Here is an 18260-nt window from a genome sequence, read left to right on the forward strand (position 1 = left end):
TGAAAAGCAAAAAAGTTTTTTGAAAATGAGAACCTTGTCAATGAATTACCTGCAAGATGCGCGGCAGCACGTATTACAGCAAATCAGAACTGCTTGTGAACATGCTCAGCGTGCGCCTGAAACTGTGCAACTTTTAGCCGTGTCTAAAACACATCCGAGTGAAAAATTGCGTGAAATGTATGCAGCGGGACAAAGAGCATTCGGCGAAAATTATTTACAAGAAGCTTTGGATAAAATAGAAGCTCTGCATGACTTAGATATTGAATGGCATTTTATTGGGCATGTTCAACGTAACAAAACCAAGCATTTGGCTGAAAAGTTTGACTGGGTACATGGAGTAGATCGTTTAATTATTGCAGAGCGCTTATCTAACCAACGTGGTGATGATCAAGCTGCACTTAATATTTGTTTGCAAGTCAATATTGATGGGCAAGACACTAAAGATGGCTGTGCACCAGAAGAAGTTGCTGAATTGGTTGCTCAAATAAGTCAACTGCCGAAAATCAAGCTGCGTGGCTTAATGGTAATTCCGGCACCAGACAATACTGCCGCTTTTGCAGATGCTAAAAAACTATTTGATGAGGTGAAAGAGCAACATGCCCACGCGCAAGACTGGGACACGTTAAGTATGGGGATGTCAGGCGATTTGGATGCTGCAATTGCTGCAGGTTCAACTATGGTTCGTGTGGGAACTGCTTTGTTTGGAAAACGTGATCCTGTTGTAAAAAAATAACTTTTAAGGTTTAGTTAAATATTTTGTGGCGAAACTGTAATCGGTTAATTTAAATTTAATTTTCCTCATTTATAAACCAGATATTTTAATATTTGAGTGTGTAATGTATGGATTTGTTGCATGTTTTCATTCTGGCAATTATTCAGGGCTTTGCTGAATTATTGCCGGTTTCTAGTTCCGCACACGTTATTTTAGCTGAAAAGTTAATGGGGTATGATCCATCTGCACCTGACATGACCTTCTTACTTGTGATGTTGCACACAGGTACGATGTTTGCCGTGATCGTTTACTTTTGGAAATCTTGGAAAAAGACTTATCTTTCTTCTTGGGAAAGTTTTAAAAAACAAGCCTTCTATATTATTTTAGCAACCCTAATTACTGGTGTACTCGGTTTAGCGCTCCAATCTATTATTAAACATGTATTCTTCGGCGGCGCGAGCAGTTTCGAAATTGAGCATTTGTTTAGTAACTCAAAATTAATGGCGGCTGCACTGATTTCGGCAGGTGTCCTGATTATTTTATCTTCGCGTTTAGATCGCGGACAATCAGGTGAAATCAGTTTGCGTAGTGCTTCTATTATTGGGGCAGTACAGGCGTTATGTTTACCTTTCCGTGGCTTTTCACGTTCTGGCGCTACAATTTCTACAGGATTATTTTTAGGTGTATCTCGCCAAAAAGCTGAAGAGTTCAGTTTTGCATTGGCTGTGGTATTAACGCCAGCAGTAATTCTAAAAGAATTATATCGTTTAGTTCACGCTCAAGGCTTACAAACCGTAGCTCATGGACAAGTATTCCATTCGATAGTTCCAAGCTTATTAGGGATGTGCTTTAGCTTTGGTGCTGGGCTTTTAGCATTAAAATGGTTGTCTTCATGGTTAGAACATGGACGCTGGCATTTATTCGGTCTGTACTGTATTGGTTTCGCAATTGTCGTACTCTGCGTGAATTAATTTTTGATGTTTAAAAAATAAAAAATTAGTACAAGACCATACAATAAAAGAGGGGCGTAATTCATACGCCCCTCTTTTATATAAGATTCAATCAAATTTAAGATAAGTACCCAGATTAAATTAACCTACCACTTCAATGGTGCTCGCGCCAGCGCCAAGTGGTTTCACCTGAATTTGTACAGGAATACGCTCATGCATTTCTTGAATGTGTGAGATGAGAATGACCTGACGTCCCTGATTTTGCAATTGGTCCAAAGCATTCATGACCATGTGCAAAGATGAGGCATCTAAAGTACCAAAGCCTTCATCAATAAATAGTGATTCAATTTTCATTGAACCCGATGCCATATTGGCAATTGCTAAAGACAAGGCCAGTGCAGTTAAGAATGACTCTCCACCAGATAAAGAAGCAACTGAGCGGGTTTCTCCATCCATGTCATGATCAATAATGGCAAGGCTTAAGGACTGATCTAGGCGTTTTAGCGTATAACGCTGAGAAAGCATCGCCAGTTGTTGGTTGGCATGTTCAACTAAAATATCTAGGTGATATTGCTGAGCGTAGTCGCGGAACTCTTTACCTTTGGCATCACCGATCAAGCCTGAAATTTTACTCCAGCGGTGTTCTTCTTGCTGAATATTTTGAATTTGCTCAGCGTATTTTTGCTGTTTGGCAAGGTTTTGCTGATGTAATTCAAGTTTCAGCTTTAGCCCGTCACGTACTTCAAGCTGTGCTTTGAGCTTTGCAATATTGTCTTGAATGAGTATAACGAGTTTTTCATATTCAATATCTGGCTGAGTTTGTAAGTGCTCGCTTAATTGCTCTTGCATCGTTTTAAGGGCAGAAGAGGCTTCACTTAATAAACGTTCGGCATGATTAAGACGGTTACGAATGTCTTGCTCTTGTGCAGAATTAATCTGTATGAGCGCCGTAAGATCAGATGCCTGAAAATCAGTATGGGCTTTTAACCAGTTTTGAATTTGCTCATCAATTTGCTGTTGATGATGTGCAGTGTGTTGATACTGATGTTTAAGTTGATCGAGCACCTGTTTTTGCTGTTCAAAGTGTTGTCTGGTTTGTTCGAAACGCTGTTTAGCCTCATGATACGCTGTTTGTTGGTGCTGACGTTTAGCATCATGCTCAATTAACCATTCATGCGGTTTAATGTCTGTGCGGCCCGTCATTTGCTGAATGAGCGATACTGCTTTTTCATTATTTTGTTGACCTTTAAGCGTAATCTCTTGGAGGTTTTGATCGATCTCATCAATTTGCTTGACCATTTGTTCAAGACTAGCAGTCAACATTTTAAGTTCTTGCTGCTGTTGTTCAAAACGCTGTGAAAACTGTTCTTGTTGTTCAAGTTGCTTAGCACGTGCATCCAAAATAGCCCAAGTCTGCTTAGCTGTTTGGCTACTTGCTTGCTGCCATGCCTGCTGTTCGGTTTCCGACAAACACTCGACAATATGTTGAACTTGTTGTTGCCATTGCTGTGCCGTATTGAGCAAGCTTTCATTACGCTGAATCGTTTGAACAAGCTGATTGTGTTGTTTAATGGCTTGGGTTAAACGCACATTTTCTGAATCAAATGAACTTATGGCAGTTTGTGTCGCTTGTCTCAGCTCATTAAGTGTTTGTAAGATTTGTTCAGGTGCTTGATTAAGCTCAATGTGTAATTGATTGAGGTTAAACCCTTGCTCAAGTTCTTGCTGTAAGTGCGTTTGTTTTACTTGCAGTTGAGCTAGGTATTTCTGAACTTGTTCAAGCTCGGCACGGCACTGAGTAAGTACATGTTGCTGGGTTTGCCATGCATTAAACTTAGTTTGCTCGAGTGCAATAGCTTGTTGCTCTTGCTGTTGCTGCAAATCGAACAAGGCTTTGGAGACCGCACTGTCATCAACACGGTAGGGGTGATGGGTACTTCCACAGACTAAACACGCTTCACCTTCTTTAAGATTGGCCCGTAACTGCTCAATATTTTCGGTGTGTAGTAAACGCTGCTGTTGTAGGATGTGTTGTAGTTTTTCACGTTCAGTTTTTGCTGTTTGGTAGTCTTGTTCAGCTAACTGGCAAACGGTTTTAAGTTGCTGCTCTTGCGCGGAGGCTTGAGTATGTTTTTCGGTGAATTGCTGAAGCTCAGAATATATCTCATGATAAATTTTTATTTTCTGTTGAATCAGATCTAACTGAGTAATTTGAGCAAGTTTTTGATCTTTGTCTTTACGCTGTTGTTCAAGCTTTAACTCAATCTGTTCAAGGGTGCCTAGTGAAGTTACGAGTTGTTCGAGTTCGCTTTTAGCTTCCGATAGCTTTTGGCGAGTAAGGGTAGGGTTGCCAAGCTGTTGTTCAATCGTTTGGTAATTTTGAATAAATTGCCCAAGCTGATGTAGATGTGCTGAAAGACCCTTATCTAATACAGCATATTGCTGAGTCTGGATCAGCTGCTGTTGTAAATGAATTTTGTTCTGCTCAAGCTGTGCAATCTGCTGTTGTACAGCGTTTTGCTGTTGTTGCATTGGGCTTAGCTTTTGCTCAAGTACCTGTCTTTTTTCTTTGCACTTTTTATATTCATCGGCAATAAAAGCACGTTCTTGAATGGACTGTCGAACTTGATTTAAAGCATGTTGATGCTGTTGCTCAAAATCGAGGGTTTGTTTGAGCTGTTGTTCTGCAAGTTGATATTGTTTTTGTCCCGTTTCAAAAATTTGTAGCAGGTCATTAAACTTAGTTTGAGCTTGCTGAATTTGCGGCTCAAGTTGTTGTAGTGTTTGTAAATTTTGAGCTTGCTGAAAAACTTGTGGGCGTATTTCAGAGAAAACTTCGAGACGTTTTAATTGCTCACGTTCACTAGCCAGTTGTTGATGGTGATTTTGCTGAGTTTGAAACTGTTGCTGTTTCGCTTGAACTTCTTGTTCAAGTTTTGCTTTGCGTTCAAACCATTGTTGCTGTTTGTCTAAGACATGTTTTTGTTGTTCTAACTGTTGATAGTTTTGTTCAGCTTGCTGGTATTGCTCGGTAAATGCAGCAATCTCTTCATCAGACAAAATTTCAATGTGACCTAAAAACTCTTCCAGCTGTTTACGCTGTTTTGCAATATCTGCTGTTTTACGAAAAGCCAGTTCACCAATTTTAGCAAAAATGCTGGAGTTGGTTAGGTACTCAAGTAATTCACCGCGTTCGCTGTCTCGAGCTTTTAAAAATGCAGTGACTTCTGACTGAGCAAGTAATACGGCACGCGTAAACTGTTCAAAAGAAAGCTGGGTAATTTGCTTAACTTTTTCATCAACCGCTTTGGCTTTGTCGGCAAGTACCACACCATCGGTTAGGCATTTTAAGTGACGTTGCACGCTTTGTAATTTGCCATTTGGGTTTTCACGTGCACGTTTAATTTCCCAACGAGCCAAATAGCGTTTTTGATCTTGTGCAATAAAGCAAAGCTCAGCAAAACCATGCCCTGTACCACGGCGTAAGACGGTTAAAGGCGAATTGGTCAGTAACTCGGAACCATCGACATCTTTTAACTTACCATCGCTGTCTTTTAGACGTGGAACCCGATTAAATAAGGCTAGGCACATCGCGTCTAAAATGGTCGATTTACCTGCGCCAGTTTTCCCCACAATTGCAATAAGACCTGCATGGGCCAGAGGTGCGCTTTCAAAATCAATAAAATGTTCATCAGCAAGCGATGCCAGATTTTTTATTCGAATGGATAAAATTTTCATGACATATCCTTAATGGCTTGCATCATTTTCAAGATGTTTTTGTGCTTCTTGTACTAGGCTCAGAAAATCTTTTAAGACCGCATCATCGGCGCTGTAACCTTGTTTTTCCCAAATATTTTGAAAGAGCTTTTCTGGTGTTGGCGGTTCAAGAGCAATGTGCTGGGTAGTATTTGAATTAGTCGTGTCTTTGTTTACATATTGACGTGAAATACGCACTAAACGATAGCGGTCAGGTGGCAGGGCTGCTTCAAACTGCTGACGTAAATTCGGCTGAGGCGGCGTTAAACTATAATATTCAATATCGACATATTCACGGTGGTCAATATTTTCAATCACGCCGTGTGGTAAGGCTTTGAGTTGTTGCAGTACTTCGTTTAGCTCACCACGAATGCGGTGCAATTGTATGCAGCGCGGAATTTCGATAGCTTCAAATTGCAAACGGCTATCTGTCTCTTGAGAAGGGTCAATTTTGACCTCAACTACTTGGTGTTTATAGTTAATTTCACTAAAAGAAAGTGGAATGGGTGAACCACTATAACGAATGTGCGGCTGGCCTACTTTTTGTGGTTTATGTAAGTGCCCTAAAGCGACATAGTCGACCGCATCTTCAAATAATGTCGTTGAAAGCGCCTCTTCATTACCAATAATAATTGGGCGTTCAGAGTCGGATGTCTCGCCACCTTGCATATGGGCATGTGACATCAAAATAAGCGCTTGGTCCGGTGTCTTACGACGTTTGGCTTCGGCAATCAGTTGCTGGTGCAAATAGGCAATTGCATTTTTGCTATTGGTGGTATGTTCGTTAAAGCCCGTAATTTCAGCCGAGCGTAAAAAAGGCAGGGCAAGGCACCACGCCACAATTTCTTGATTTTGATTATAAATAGGTAAAAGTAGTCGGTCGAGATCTAGGGTTTTATCTTCATTCCAGCGAACTACGCCCACGGTTTTTGCATTGTATTTTTCTAAAAGCGGTTCGACTTGTTCAATACGGTAGCCTGAGTCATGGTTACCCGCAATCATGAGTGTTTGCATGTGCGGTGCAATACGATGTGCATCTGCTAAAAATTGGTAGAGTTGTTTTTGTGCCTGAGAACCCGGGTTAATGACATCAAAAATATCGCCAGCAATAAGCAGGGCATGAGGTTGTTTTTCTTGAATTTGAGTGAGCAACCAGCTTAAAAATTGTTGGTGTTCGTAATGTCGTGAGTGATTATAAAAAAACTGCCCCAAATGCCAGTCAGAAGTATGTAGAAAATGTACGGACATAGAAACAGACATCAAGCCAAAATAAACACAGATACGTTAGCATAAATTGGCAGGAGATTTTATCAAGACATTTTAAAGTGCTCGTTATTTAAGCCCCCAGTAAGACCTGAATTAAATTGTTCACTTTAAGCTTTGCTTTGTTACTATCAGGTCAAACCATGAACTTTGAGAACAAAATGGCTATTCATAAATACGAAGTAAAAATACAGTGGGAAGGCAATACGGGTACAGGCACTTCATCTTATCGTTCTTATAAACGAGACTTTAGTATTCAGCATCCTCAAAAGACGACTATTCAAGGTTCATCAGACCCTGCCTATTTAGGCGATGTGACCAGATGGAACCCGGAAGATTTATTGGTCGCGTCAGCTTCAGCTTGTCATAAGCTTTGGTATTTACACCTTTGTGCAGTCAATCATATTCACGTTGTGAGTTATGTTGACCATGCACTTGGGTTTATGGAAGATACAGATCCGGTCAAACGTGGTCACTTTACCCAAATTATTTTAAGGCCTGAGGTTGTGTTAGAAAAAGGTGCTGACCCAGAGCTTGCAGCAAAACTGCATGAAGAAGCACATCGCGAATGTATGATTGCCAACTCGGTAAATTTTCCAATTACATGTGAAGCCAGCTTTAGCTTTGTTGAATAAATAAAATAAAATAGCCACCGATAAAAAGCGGTGGCTATACATTAAAAATAAATTAGAGTTGTTAAATAAAATCTTTAAGCTGCATTTTCATCGACTTGGAAAATACCAAAAACGTTGTGGTCTAAATCGACAAAATAGCCATGCCAAGCGCGGCCCGGAATAGCAAATTTATCCATTGCGACAATACCGCCTTGCGCTAAAATTTTTGCAGCTACCTCATCGAAATTTTCCACCTGAACCGAACAAGTAAATGCATTGGTGCCATATTCCATTGGCGGTGTTTGAGCAGGGCGTTTTAATAGACCACCCATAATTGAAGGTGTCTCTATGCGGTAATATTCAATCGGTAAGCTTTCATCGAGTTTAAATTGCCAACCAAACACAGCTTGATAAAACTGCGCATCGCGGGCAGGGTTTGAAGACTGGATTTCGAAATAGGCAATAGTGTTCATATTATTTAAATCGTATTTTTATGGTGTAAAAAGTATAGGCATGCCTTTCATGGCTATGAAATAACGATTGTGTATGGTGAGCGTAAAATAAATGAAAATACTAGAAAATAAAAACCGACGATTCGAGTGATGAGAGAATCGTCGGTCAAAGACTTCATCAAGGGTTTGGCTGCTAACAAAACCTAATCTGAAGGAAGAAAGAGTCGTAATGAAAGGTCACCGAAACAATTTTGCGGATGCCGTGCAAAGGAAGTATTCGGTTGCTGCGACCTTGTTACTCTATATAACGTTAAGAGATTCGGATTGGTTGACAGAAAAATGAAAAAAAATCGAAAAAAATTTATAATTATTTTTTGAACCCATAAATTAGGCAAAAATATGACCAAATTACGTTCTTACTTTCTCTGGTTTTTTGGTTTATGCATTGTGCTCACCTTAATTGTAGGTGTTGTTGCAGCACTATTGCCAGCGAGTGTAGGTGGTATTTTAACAGCCGTTCCCTATTTAGGCGCAATGATTTTTGTCTTATTTAGATTTTTAAAGAAAGAACACCGTGCTCCGACTGTACAAGAAAAAAAGAAATTTACTTTAGGATTTACCCTTATATTTTGGAGCTATAACTTATGCGGTGTTTTATTTGGTTTGTTTTTATTTTCAAGACAAGACCCTGAAATTTTGCAAAACTTTATGCTTTACCTCAAGCAGCCTCAGTTCTTAAGTATTATGGTCATTATGATTTTAATGCTGGCTATTCCGCTTTATTTAATTACCTACTGGTTTTATGGCAAACAGGCACAGCGCATGGCTGACAAAATGTTGAATGTACAATAGATCACTACAAAAACAGCTACGATTAAATATAAATGAGTTTTATATAATGAAATAAAACAGTTGTCCTCAGCTTAGGAGGAAATATGAATAAGAATGTATTAATCACGGGTGCTAGTGGTTTTATCGGAACGCACTTAATTAAGTTCCTATTACAAAAAAATTATAATGTGATTGCTGTTACACGGCAGGCTGGAAAGGAATCTGACCATCCTGCCTTACAGTGGGTACAAAAGTTTGAAGATATTACGACCCATAAAATTGACTATGTGGTGAATTTGGCAGGTGCTAATATTGGTGAGAAACACTGGACCGAGTCACGTAAAAAACAACTCATCGAAAGCCGTGTAAATACGACTCGAAAATTGTATGCATGGCTCAAGCAATCTCAAATTTTTCCAGAAGTGATTGTCTCTGGTTCAGCGATTGGTTATTACGGGATTGATGTTCAAGAAAAGTGGGTAGAGGTGTGCACCGAACAAGGTGCACCACAGCCTATTTTTATGTCTCGACTTTGCCAAGAATGGGAACGAGCAGCGTTAGCAGACGCTCAGCAAAACACTAAAATTATTCGCTTAGGTGTAGTGTTTGGGCAGGGCGGTGGCATTTTGCCTAAAATGTTATTTCCTATTCGACTCAATTTAGTGGGTCAAATTGGTCATGGCCGTCAACCTGTTGTTTGGGTACACATTGAAGACGTGTTAAGTGCAATCGAGTTTATATTTAAGCATCCTCAATCTGCTCAAATTCATAATGTCGTGGCACCAGAAAACGTGACTCAAAAGGTATTTGTTGAGCAAGCTGCTGCGGTACTTAATAAGAAACCAATGTTGTCAGCACCAAGCACGGTTTTTCGCTGTTTGTTAGCAGAACAGTCGCAATTGATTTTAAATGGTCAATACGTTAAACCTGCTGCCTTACAAGCTGAAGGATTTGAGTTTACTTATCCTCAGTTAAAAATGGCTTTAGAGAATATATTGGCGTCAGGCTAAGATTTTATTTTGCAAACGCTCAGGGGAATATGCTTTGGCATTCACTAATGTCGGTTGACTCAGCATAAGCTGACGGAGCAATTGTGCAGAGCCTGCGCCCATGCATAAGCCATTTCTAAAATGACCAAAGTTTGCCCACAGGTTATCCATTTCAGGCATTTTGCCAATATAGGGAACGCCATTTGGTGAACTTGGTCTGAGGCCTGCCCAGCGATGTACAATCGGGAAATCGGCCAGTTCAGGCACCATTTCTAAACAAGCTTCTAAAATATTGTGCTGAGTCGTTTCGTCGGTAGACGTGTCAAAGCCGCGATGTGCCATGCTTGACCCGCATACGATATGACCGTCCATACGTGGAATCAAATACATGACTCGATTCATACACATGGTCGGTAGCCAGTGAGCAGGGGTTTTAAATAACAGCATTTGACCTTGAACAGGTTCGACTGGAATTTCGAGTTGTAATTGTGAGTTCCAGTAATGGCTCCAAGCGCCCGAAGTTATTACAAAATGGTCTGCTGTATGTTTGCGACCATCTTCGGTTTGGAGCGCTTGTATCACATCGCCATTTTGAATCAGTTTTTTAACAGGAGTGTGTTCAAAAAACTCAACATTTGGATGTTGCTTTAAATAGCTAATCAGGGACTGTAATACGCGTGGATTACGAATATTAGACAGTTCGGGGAAATAAATTGCTTCTTGAAACTGATCGGAAATATGTGGATTAACTTGTTCTAGGGCATCGCGCTGTAAATATTCACAGCGTTGCATCGGTTCTTGATGCTGCTCGGCGTAGGAAAGTCCGACGTCAAAATCTTCTTCATCAAAAATCAGCATGCCTGTGTCATGAATTTCAAAATCAATCCCTGTAATAGGGTAGAGCTTTTGGTTCCATGCTTGATAAGAGGCTTTACCAAATTGGGCAAGTTGGTTCACTGCATGCACATAACGCCATGGGTACATCGGAGAGAGAATGCCTCCGCCAGCCCAAGAGGCTGCTTGTCCCGCTTGTTGTTGATCAAAAATGCTGACATTACAGCCTTGTTCAACCAACTCCAGCGCAGACATTAATCCACTTATGCCCGCGCCAATGATTGCAATATGCATGCAGTGTTATCCTTTCTCTGCGAACTTAGTTCATTTCCTTGAGTTTTTCAGCAGCGGTTTCTGCAAAGTAAGTCCAGATTCCGTCTGCACCAGCGCGGCGGCAGCACATGAGTGATTCTAAAATGACTGAATCTGATAACCAGCCATTTTGAATCGCGCCAGCTAACATTGCATATTCACCACTCACTTGGTAAATGAATGTAGGAACACCAAAGGTATCTTTCACTTCACGTACCACATCCAGATAAGGCATGCCCGGTTTTACAATCACCATGTCGGCGCCTTCTTGAATATCAAGTGCGATTTCATGTAAAGCTTCGGCACGGTTGGCAAAGTCCATCTGGTAGTTATATTTATTACCACCCTTGAGGTTGGATGCAGAGCCAACAGCATCACGGAACGGACCATAGAAGCTAGACGCATATTTAGCAGAGTAGGCCATGATGTTGGTATAGATGTGACCATTGGCTTCTAAAGCCTGACGAATCGCGCCAATGCGGCCATCCATCATGTCACTTGGTGCAATCACTTCGGCACCTGCTTCTGCGTGACTTAAGGCTTGTTTAATCAAGCATTCTACAGTCTCGTCATTGAGCACATAGCCAGTTTCATCAATAATGCCGTCTTGACCATGAGTCGTGTATGGGTCGAGTGCACCATCAGTGATTAACACCATTTCTGGTAATTCTTTTTTAAGCAGACGACAAGTGGTTTGTACTAAACCATCTTCACGCCATGCAGCTTCTGCGGTGAGGCTTTTATCTTCTTGCGGGGTAACTGGAAAAAGAGCCAGTTTTGATACGCCCAATTCCAGAAGTCTTTCAGCTTTTTTCAGTAACAAATCTGCCGACAAACGCTGAATGTTTGGCATACTTGGAATATCTTGGGTCTGATTTTGTCCTGGTAATACAAATACTGGATAAATCAAGTGATTGGTAGTGAGCTGTGTTTCGCTGACCATCGCACGCAACTGGTCATTTTTACGGATACGGCGCATGCGAGTGGCTGGAAATGCAGGACGATTGAACGTATAAGTCATAACAATCTCGATGTTCGGTATTACACTAGGATAGGTTGGCGGATATTCCATTACTGTCAACCGACTGCTGTATTGTAGCCCCATAATGCTGGATTTGTACAAAATTATGGGTGTTTATCATGCTTTTAAATTTAGGCAATGTATGAGTGATGAAAAGAAAAATTGGACTGGGAACATCCATTTAGGTGCAAAAACTGACCTAACTGTGGTTCTCAACCAGTTATGTAAGGCGTTTAATAGCTCTCCTTTTTTTAAGCATAGTGGAATGATTATGCGTGTGGTGGACGGGCACATTGAAGGCTATATCGAGATGCAACCCAACCTGATTGGCAATCTTGCATTTCAGATTTTGCATGGCGGCGTTGCTGCAACTTTGCTCGACAGTATTGGTGGAATTGTAGCAATGGAACATCTCTATCGCCGTTCGACCCCAGAAACTTTAACCGAAACCATTAAGCAAGTATCGCGATTGGCAACTGTAGATATGCGTGTAGATTATTTAGCGCCGGGACGCGGTAAGTATTTTATTGCACGCGCGGAAGTGTTACGTTTAGGTCGTAAGGGCTGCACTATGCGTATGACGATGGTCAATGATGAAGATAAAGCCATCGCTGCGGGTATCGCTTCATATGCCTATTAGGCGATGAATTGAACGATTTAAAAGCGCCATGTGCGCTTTTTTTAGTGCTTGAAAAGCTGGAATTTTCATAAAAATCTTGAGATAAACATTAATTTAATTAGAACGAACGCATGAGTTATATTTTTTTATTCTCATATCATGAGGTTTTAGCGTTAAAATTGTCTCCTTTGACAATGCGGTATGTCTTGTTTATAGAAAAATAAAAACTCTATAACAAGGTGTAGTGCGAGATTGATGGCAAAGCCAACTCATCTTTAGGAACATACCATGACTGATGCACAAAGCAATGTACAAGAAACAGTGCCAACAACATCTGCCTCGGATGACAACATGCAAAACAAGCGCAAAAAATTTCTTGGTTTCTTTGCGCTGATTTTATTGATCGCCGCTATTTTATATGCAATCTGGGCATTATTTTTAAATCACTCGGTGAGTACGGATAATGCTTATGTCGGTGCAGAAACCGCGCAAATTACCTCAATGGTTAGCGGACAGGTCGCTCAGGTTTTGGTAAAAGATACTCAAACAGTACACCGCGGTGATGTGCTGGTTCGTATTGATGACCGTGATGCCAAAATCGCGTTGGCACAAGCCGAGGCAGAGCTTGCCAAAGCAAAACGCCAATATAAACAAACTGCGGCAAACAGTAGTTCTTTAAACTCTCAAGTGGTGGTTCGTGCTGACGAAATTAACAGTGCTAAAGCACAGGTTGCTCAAGCACAAGCCGACTATGACAAAGCTGCTTTAGAACTGAACCGCCGTGCACAGCTTGCGGCATCTGGCGCTGTGTCTAAAGAAGAACTCACCAAAGCACAAAGTGCGGTTGAAACTGCTAAAGCAGGGCTAGAGCTTGCTAAAGCCGGCCTTGCACAAGCGACTTCTAGTCGTAAGGCAGCCGAAAGCACCTTAGCTGCAAACGAAGCGTTAATTCAGGGTGTAAGCGAAACCTCGACTCCGGATGTACAAGTTGCACAAGCGCATGTAGAACAAGCTCAGCTTGACTTGGAACGTACCGTGATTCGTGCACCAGTTGATGGTGTGATTACACGCCGTAATATTCAAGTGGGTCAACGCGTTGCACCGGGTACAAGCATGATGATGATTGTGCCGCTCAATGATTTATATGTAGATGCTAACTTCAAAGAAAGTCAGTTGAAAAAAGTCCGCCCAGGTCAGCCAGTCACATTAACATCAGATTTATATGGTGATGATGTTGAATACCACGGCAAAGTGGTGGGCTTCTCTGGTGGTACAGGCTCTGCCTTTGCCTTAATTCCGGCTCAAAACGCAACAGGTAACTGGATTAAAGTGGTTCAACGCTTACCGGTTCGTATTGCACTTGACCCGAAAGAACTTGCTGAACACCCATTACGTGTTGGCTTGTCGATGGAAGCAAAAGTCGACTTATCTGCGAAGTAAACGCTTATGAAAACGCAAACACCTTTTGCCGAGTTAAGCGGTGGCCGTTTACTACTGGCAGCGTTTGTTATTGCCTTGTCGAACTTTATGGTCGTACTTGATACGACCATTGCCAACGTCTCTGTACCGCATATTACCGGTAACCTTGCTGTTTCAAGCACACAAGGAACATGGGTCGTTACTTCATATGCAGTTGCAGAAGCGATTTGTGTACCTTTAACGGGTTGGCTGGCAGGCCGCTTTGGAACGGTACGGGTTTTTATCTTTGGTTTAATTGGCTTTACGGTCTTTTCTTTCCTATGCGGTTTGGCAACATCGTTAGAAATGTTGGTGTTTTTCCGTATTGGGCAGGGCCTTTGTGGTGGTCCACTTATGCCACTCAGCCAAACCTTGCTTATGCGTATTTTCCCTCAGGAAAAGCATGCGCAGGCAATGGGCCTATGGGCAATGACCACAGTCGTCGGGCCAATTTTAGGACCAATTTTGGGTGGTCTGATTAGTGATAACCTGTCTTGGCACTGGATTTTCTTTATTAACTTACCGGTTGGTATTGTCTGTGTATTAGCAGCTATGCGCTTGTTAAGAGTAGCCGAAACAGAAACCATTTCTTTAAGAATCGACACTGTTGGTTTAGGGCTGTTAATTCTGTGGATTGGTGCGTTACAGCTTATGCTCGACTTGGGGCATGAACGCGACTGGTTTAACAGCACCAGCATTGTGGTTTTAGCTTTAACTGCCGCCATTGGTTTTGTGGTGTTCCTGATATGGGAACTCACCGATAAGCACCCCGTGGTGGATGTCAAAGTCTTTAGGCATAGGGGCTTTGCCATATCGGTACTGGCTTTGTCGCTCGGCTTTGGCGCATTCTTTGGTAGTATTGTATTGATACCGCAGTGGCTGCAAATGAACCTTTCCTATACCGCGACGTGGGCCGGCTATTTAACTGCAACCATGGGCTTTGGTAGTTTGACCATGTCACCAATTGTGGCAAAACTTTCGACCAAACATGACCCGCGTGCGCTGGCGAGCTTTGGTTTAATTTTGCTGGGTATTGTGACCTTAATGCGGGCATTCTGGACCACAGATGCCGACTTTATGGCACTGGCTTGGCCACAAATCCTGCAAGGTTTTGCAGTACCGTTCTTCTTTATCCCACTGTCTAACATTGCACTTGGTTCGGTACTCCAGCAAGAAATTGCATCTGCTGCGGGCCTCATGAACTTCTTGAGAACCATGGCAGGGGCGATTGGCGCTTCAATTGCGGTGACCGTGTGGGACGATCACGCCAAAGTTGCCCGTAGTGAAATGGTGTCAAACCTACATACGACTGAAGTACAAAACACACTTTTGCAAAATGGTTTTACGGCTGACTCGACGCTTGGAATTATTTCAAATCTAGTCGATAAAGAAGCTATTACCATGTCGGCAAACCATGTGTTTTTGCTATTTGCGATTGTGTTTGTCTTTGCAGGGCTGGTGATTTGGCTGTGTCCAAAACCCAAACAGGTTAGCGGTATGCCTTCTCACTAAACATCAAAAAGCATCTCTTCGGAGGTGCTTTTTTTAGGCCTACTACAAAATGAGCGAGTTTATAAATAGGAAATTTTGCCTGTATTTAAAGAAATAAAGCATGCCAGAATTGGGCAAATCAGTTATAAAAGAGTGTGATAACAAACAAGGAGACATCACACAGAGCACAAAATAAACACCCTTAATCATTTAATATTATTAAAACTTTATTTTTATCAAAGATTAAAAAAACTGAAGACCTGAAAACAAAGAAGCTTGCATGGCAATTGCATGGATAGGCAGGCGTATATATTGGAGTTATCACGTGAATAAAAGATATTCATTTTTGTTCAGTAGTTTATTAGCAGTCGGTTTATTACAAGGATGTGGAGATGACTCCTCGTCAGATCAGCCCAAGGATGATTCAAATACAACCCCGCCCAATTTAATTGTAGATAATGACCCGACCAGTTGTAGCAAACTGGCCCAAGACGGTTCAAGCGTGGTGGTCGGTTCAAACCAAAATGGTGATCCAGCGGCACCAGAGGGTGCATCGGGTTATAGACTCGGTAACACGGTTAAATACGCAGATAAATATATGGTGGTGGCAAACACGCCACTTGCGGTAAAAGCAGGTTGTGATGTGTTAAAAGCAGGTGGTAGCGCAGTCGATGCAGCCGTTGCGGTACAAGCCGTACTTGGTTTGGTCGAGCCACAGTCGAGTACCATTGCCGGTAGTGGTTTTATGATGTATTACGATGCCAAAACCAAACAAGTCACTGCCTATGATGGCCGTGAAACTGCACCAGCCGCAGCCAACGAATTTTATTTAATTCGCCAAAATATATATGACCCCAATTCACCAGCACCTGTACCAAGTGCCCGCCGTAGTGGTCGCTCGATTGGTGTGCCGGGTGTGATGCGTTTACTTGAACAAGCGCAAAAAGAACATGGCAAACTTAAGTGGAACCAGCTTTTTGGTGAAGCGATTGGTTTGGCTGACAACGGTTTTCGCATTCCGGGACGTTTGGCAGATGCAATTGCAAGCAATGCAAACAATTTAGCGCTCGATGCAAATGCAATGGCGACCTATTTCTACCCAGATGGATCACCACGTAAAGTCGGCGAGACCATGACCAATAAAGCCTATGCTAGAACACTTGAAGCACTCGCTTCACAAGGGGCAAACGCACTACACACTGGTCCAATTGCGCAAGCGATTGTGGCAAAAGCAGGGCAAACCGTGGGTGACGACCCAGCAAGAACCCCAATTACTCCAAGTTTGATGACCTTGCAGGATTTATCGAACTATCAGGTTAAAAAACGCGACCCGATTTGTACAACTTACCGTGACCGTTACTATGTATGTACCATGCCACCTCCATCTTCGGGAGGGATTGCAGTTGCGCAAACGCTAGGTATTTTAGAAAACTTTGATATGTCGCTTTATCCACCTAAAAAACCTGAAAATGAAGGTGGTGTGCCCGATGTGATGGGCGTGCATTTAGTATCTGAAGCAGAGCGTTTGGCCTATGCCGACCGTGACAAATATGTCGCAGATACCGACTTTATTCGTTTGCCGGCACAGGGTATTCCAAGTTTTATTGATAAAAATTACTTAAAGCAACGTGCAGCATTGATTAACCCGAACCAAAGTATGGGCGTTGCTCCAGCAGGTAATTTCAACCCAGCTTCGGGTGTCGACACCACTGTTGAACACGGTACAACTCAGTTCACGATAGTAGATGCCTATGGCAATGTGGTTTCAATGACATCGACTGTTGAATCGAGCATGGGTTCATTCCACATGGTGGATGGTTTCTTGCTGTCAAACCAGTTAACTGACTTTAGCGCAAACCCTTATGACAGCACTGGGGCGCTGGTTGCCAACCGTGTAGAAGGCGGCAAACGCCCACGTAGTACTATGGCACCAACTTTAGTATTTAAGGGCACCACGCCAGATGAATTTTATATGGCAACAGGTTCACCAGGTGGCGGTACCATCATTCAATATGTGGTTAAAACTTTGGTAGGTGCATTGGACTGGAACTTAAACGCACAGCAGGCCACTTCGCTTGTTAACTTTGGCGCAACCAATAGCAAAAACACCAATGTAGATAGCTCGAATGTACAGCTTTCCTTAGTTGACCTAATTGAAGGCTTAAAAGCAAAAGGGCATGGCATTTCTAACACTGCGCAAACCAGTGGTATTTCAACGATTATGAAAGTAAATATAAATAATCAAAGTAAATACGCAGGTGGGGTAGACCCACGCCGTGAAGGGATCGTGTTAGGCAATGGTGCTTTATAGGCCAAACTTTAAAAAAAAAAAGCTGTCATTTTTGGCAGCTTTTTTTATAAAGGGCCTTGAAAAAAACAAAAGGCTCTCCATTAAGTAAATATGTTCATCAGTGGCAGACTGTTGATAAAATGCACAGCATTTTATTTTAGTTATGCTATGATGTGCAGACATTCATGGGGATGTTATTGGCTTCGACGCCGGTGATGAAACTCATAGATGCATGCCGAGAGCGCATTTTCTCTCGTAAATAAAATTTGCATTTAAATAGTCGCAAACGACGAAACTTACGCTCTAGCTGCCTAAGGGCCGCTTGTCCGCTTCCTAGAATACTTGTGGTCTGGGAACCCGACTGAAGCGCACGCACACAAGTCCGTATAGAGTCAAGCCTCGGGGCTTTATACCAAACTTAGAGGATCGCACCTTGTACCCTGTTCGTCGGGTCACTTGGTGTTAAAACAATAGACGATATCTAAGCATGTAGTATTCTCGAGCGTAGTGCTGGCGGACGCGGGTTCAACTCCCGCCATCTCCACCAAATTCTTAAATTCATATGAAGTTACATAACTAAATATGACTAAAAAAGCCTTAAACATCAGTGTTTAAGGCTTTTTTTATGCATATACATAAATAGCGACGAATATGTATAGTCTTGTATT

At 42.0% G+C, this 18260-nt stretch carries 14 protein-coding genes and 1 other RNA gene; 10 read left to right on the forward strand and 5 right to left on the reverse strand.

The window, feature by feature from the left end; all coding sequences use genetic code 11:
* Positions 1-40: 40 nt before the first annotated feature.
* Together J678_RS11355 and J678_RS11360 are read left to right on the forward strand one after the other, a co-directional pair.
* Positions 41-733, forward strand: coding sequence for a YggS family pyridoxal phosphate-dependent enzyme (locus J678_RS11355; protein WP_017393295.1), 693 nt, complete (start codon positions 41-43; stop codon positions 731-733).
* Positions 734-840: 107 nt separating this feature from the next.
* Positions 841-1683: an undecaprenyl-diphosphate phosphatase gene (locus J678_RS11360; protein ID WP_017393296.1), complete on the forward strand. Its 843-nt coding sequence runs from the start codon at positions 841-843 to the stop codon at positions 1681-1683.
* Positions 1684-1803: 120 nt separating this feature from the next.
* Here J678_RS11360 and J678_RS11365 read toward each other — a convergent pair whose 3' ends face one another.
* Positions 1804-5400, reverse strand: a complete 3597-nt coding sequence (locus J678_RS11365) for an AAA family ATPase (protein ID WP_017393297.1) — start codon at positions 5398-5400, stop codon at positions 1804-1806.
* Between the two features lie 9 nt (positions 5401-5409).
* Complete coding sequence (locus J678_RS11370; RefSeq protein ID WP_031944638.1) at positions 5410-6678, reverse strand: exonuclease SbcCD subunit D; 1269 nt, start codon at positions 6676-6678, stop codon at positions 5410-5412.
* Between the two features lie 164 nt (positions 6679-6842).
* Between J678_RS11370 and J678_RS11375 the strand changes: the two genes are divergently transcribed.
* The gene (locus J678_RS11375; protein WP_017393299.1) at positions 6843-7316 is read left to right on the forward strand and encodes an OsmC family protein; all 474 of its coding nucleotides are present in this window, start codon (positions 6843-6845) and stop codon (positions 7314-7316) included.
* A gap of 74 nt (positions 7317-7390) precedes the next feature.
* Here J678_RS11375 and J678_RS11380 read toward each other — a convergent pair whose 3' ends face one another.
* On the reverse strand, positions 7391-7768 hold the full coding sequence (locus J678_RS11380; RefSeq protein WP_001091952.1) for a VOC family protein: 378 nt from the start codon (positions 7766-7768) through the stop codon (positions 7391-7393).
* A 378-nt stretch (positions 7769-8146) separates the two neighbouring features.
* Here J678_RS11380 and J678_RS11385 point away from each other — a divergent pair, with 378 nt between their 5' ends.
* Both J678_RS11385 and J678_RS11390 read left to right on the forward strand, forming a co-directional pair.
* Positions 8147-8599 carry an ABZJ_00895 family protein gene (locus tag J678_RS11385; protein WP_017393300.1) on the forward strand — a complete coding sequence of 151 codons (453 nt, stop codon included), beginning with the start codon at positions 8147-8149 and terminating at the stop codon, positions 8597-8599.
* A gap of 83 nt (positions 8600-8682) precedes the next feature.
* Positions 8683-9588, forward strand: coding sequence for a TIGR01777 family oxidoreductase (locus J678_RS11390; RefSeq protein WP_017393301.1), 906 nt, complete (start codon positions 8683-8685; stop codon positions 9586-9588).
* On the opposite strand, the gene J678_RS11395 is transcribed toward J678_RS11390, so the two are convergent.
* Positions 9580-10695, reverse strand: a complete 1116-nt coding sequence (locus tag J678_RS11395) for an NAD(P)/FAD-dependent oxidoreductase (RefSeq protein ID WP_017393302.1) — start codon at positions 10693-10695, stop codon at positions 9580-9582. The genes J678_RS11390 and J678_RS11395 overlap by 9 nt on opposite strands.
* 25 nt (positions 10696-10720) lie before the next feature.
* On the reverse strand, positions 10721-11734 hold the full coding sequence (hemB, locus tag J678_RS11400; protein ID WP_004748084.1) for a porphobilinogen synthase: 1014 nt from the start codon (positions 11732-11734) through the stop codon (positions 10721-10723).
* Between the two features lie 142 nt (positions 11735-11876).
* On the opposite strand from hemB, the gene J678_RS11405 reads away from it, so the two are divergent.
* The 5 genes from J678_RS11405 to ssrA all read left to right on the forward strand — a co-directional run bounded on the left by J678_RS11405 (position 11877) and on the right by ssrA (position 18139).
* Positions 11877-12374: a thioesterase family protein gene (locus tag J678_RS11405; RefSeq protein WP_004703260.1), complete on the forward strand. Its 498-nt coding sequence runs from the start codon at positions 11877-11879 to the stop codon at positions 12372-12374.
* A gap of 267 nt (positions 12375-12641) precedes the next feature.
* On the forward strand, positions 12642-13793 hold the full coding sequence (locus J678_RS11410) for an EmrA/EmrK family multidrug efflux transporter periplasmic adaptor subunit (protein ID WP_000128703.1): 1152 nt from the start codon (positions 12642-12644) through the stop codon (positions 13791-13793).
* Positions 13794-13799: 6 nt separating this feature from the next.
* Positions 13800-15323, forward strand: a complete 1524-nt coding sequence (locus tag J678_RS11415) for a DHA2 family efflux MFS transporter permease subunit (protein ID WP_000857095.1) — start codon at positions 13800-13802, stop codon at positions 15321-15323.
* A 304-nt stretch (positions 15324-15627) separates the two neighbouring features.
* Positions 15628-17613 carry a gamma-glutamyltransferase gene (gene ggt, locus J678_RS11420; protein ID WP_017393303.1) on the forward strand — a complete coding sequence of 662 codons (1986 nt, stop codon included), beginning with the start codon at positions 15628-15630 and terminating at the stop codon, positions 17611-17613.
* A 166-nt stretch (positions 17614-17779) separates the two neighbouring features.
* Positions 17780-18139, forward strand: a transfer-messenger RNA (tmRNA) gene (gene ssrA / locus J678_RS22810).
* The last annotated feature ends 121 nt before the right edge of the window (positions 18140-18260 follow it).

This window comes from Acinetobacter sp. 1424608, assembly GCF_000588255.1.
GTDB classification, from domain to species: Bacteria; Pseudomonadota; Gammaproteobacteria; order Pseudomonadales; family Moraxellaceae; genus Acinetobacter; species Acinetobacter nosocomialis.

Excerpts from the sequence above, each read along its gene's own strand:
- J678_RS11375 (WP_017393299.1), top strand. The coding sequence starts at position 6,843 with ATGGCTATTCATAAATACGAAGTAAAAATACAGTGGGAAGGCAATACG.
- J678_RS11360 (WP_017393296.1), top strand. The coding sequence starts at position 841 with ATGGATTTGTTGCATGTTTTCATTCTGGCAATTATTCAGGGCTTTGCT.
- J678_RS11415 (WP_000857095.1), top strand. The coding sequence starts at position 13,800 with ATGAAAACGCAAACACCTTTTGCCGAGTTAAGCGGTGGCCGTTTACTA.
- J678_RS11395 (WP_017393302.1), bottom strand. The coding sequence starts at position 10,695 with ATGCATATTGCAATCATTGGCGCGGGCATAAGTGGATTAATGTCTGCG.
- J678_RS11390 (WP_017393301.1), top strand. The coding sequence starts at position 8,683 with ATGAATAAGAATGTATTAATCACGGGTGCTAGTGGTTTTATCGGAACG.
- J678_RS11385 (WP_017393300.1), top strand. The coding sequence starts at position 8,147 with ATGACCAAATTACGTTCTTACTTTCTCTGGTTTTTTGGTTTATGCATT.
- J678_RS11410 (WP_000128703.1), top strand. The coding sequence starts at position 12,642 with ATGACTGATGCACAAAGCAATGTACAAGAAACAGTGCCAACAACATCT.
- J678_RS11365 (WP_017393297.1), bottom strand. The coding sequence starts at position 5,400 with ATGAAAATTTTATCCATTCGAATAAAAAATCTGGCATCGCTTGCTGAT.
- J678_RS11405 (WP_004703260.1), top strand. The coding sequence starts at position 11,877 with ATGAGTGATGAAAAGAAAAATTGGACTGGGAACATCCATTTAGGTGCA.
- J678_RS11370 (WP_031944638.1), bottom strand. The coding sequence starts at position 6,678 with ATGTCTGTTTCTATGTCCGTACATTTTCTACATACTTCTGACTGGCAT.
- J678_RS11380 (WP_001091952.1), bottom strand. The coding sequence starts at position 7,768 with ATGAACACTATTGCCTATTTCGAAATCCAGTCTTCAAACCCTGCCCGC.
- hemB (WP_004748084.1), bottom strand. The coding sequence starts at position 11,734 with ATGACTTATACGTTCAATCGTCCTGCATTTCCAGCCACTCGCATGCGC.
- J678_RS11355 (WP_017393295.1), top strand. The coding sequence starts at position 41 with ATGAATTACCTGCAAGATGCGCGGCAGCACGTATTACAGCAAATCAGA.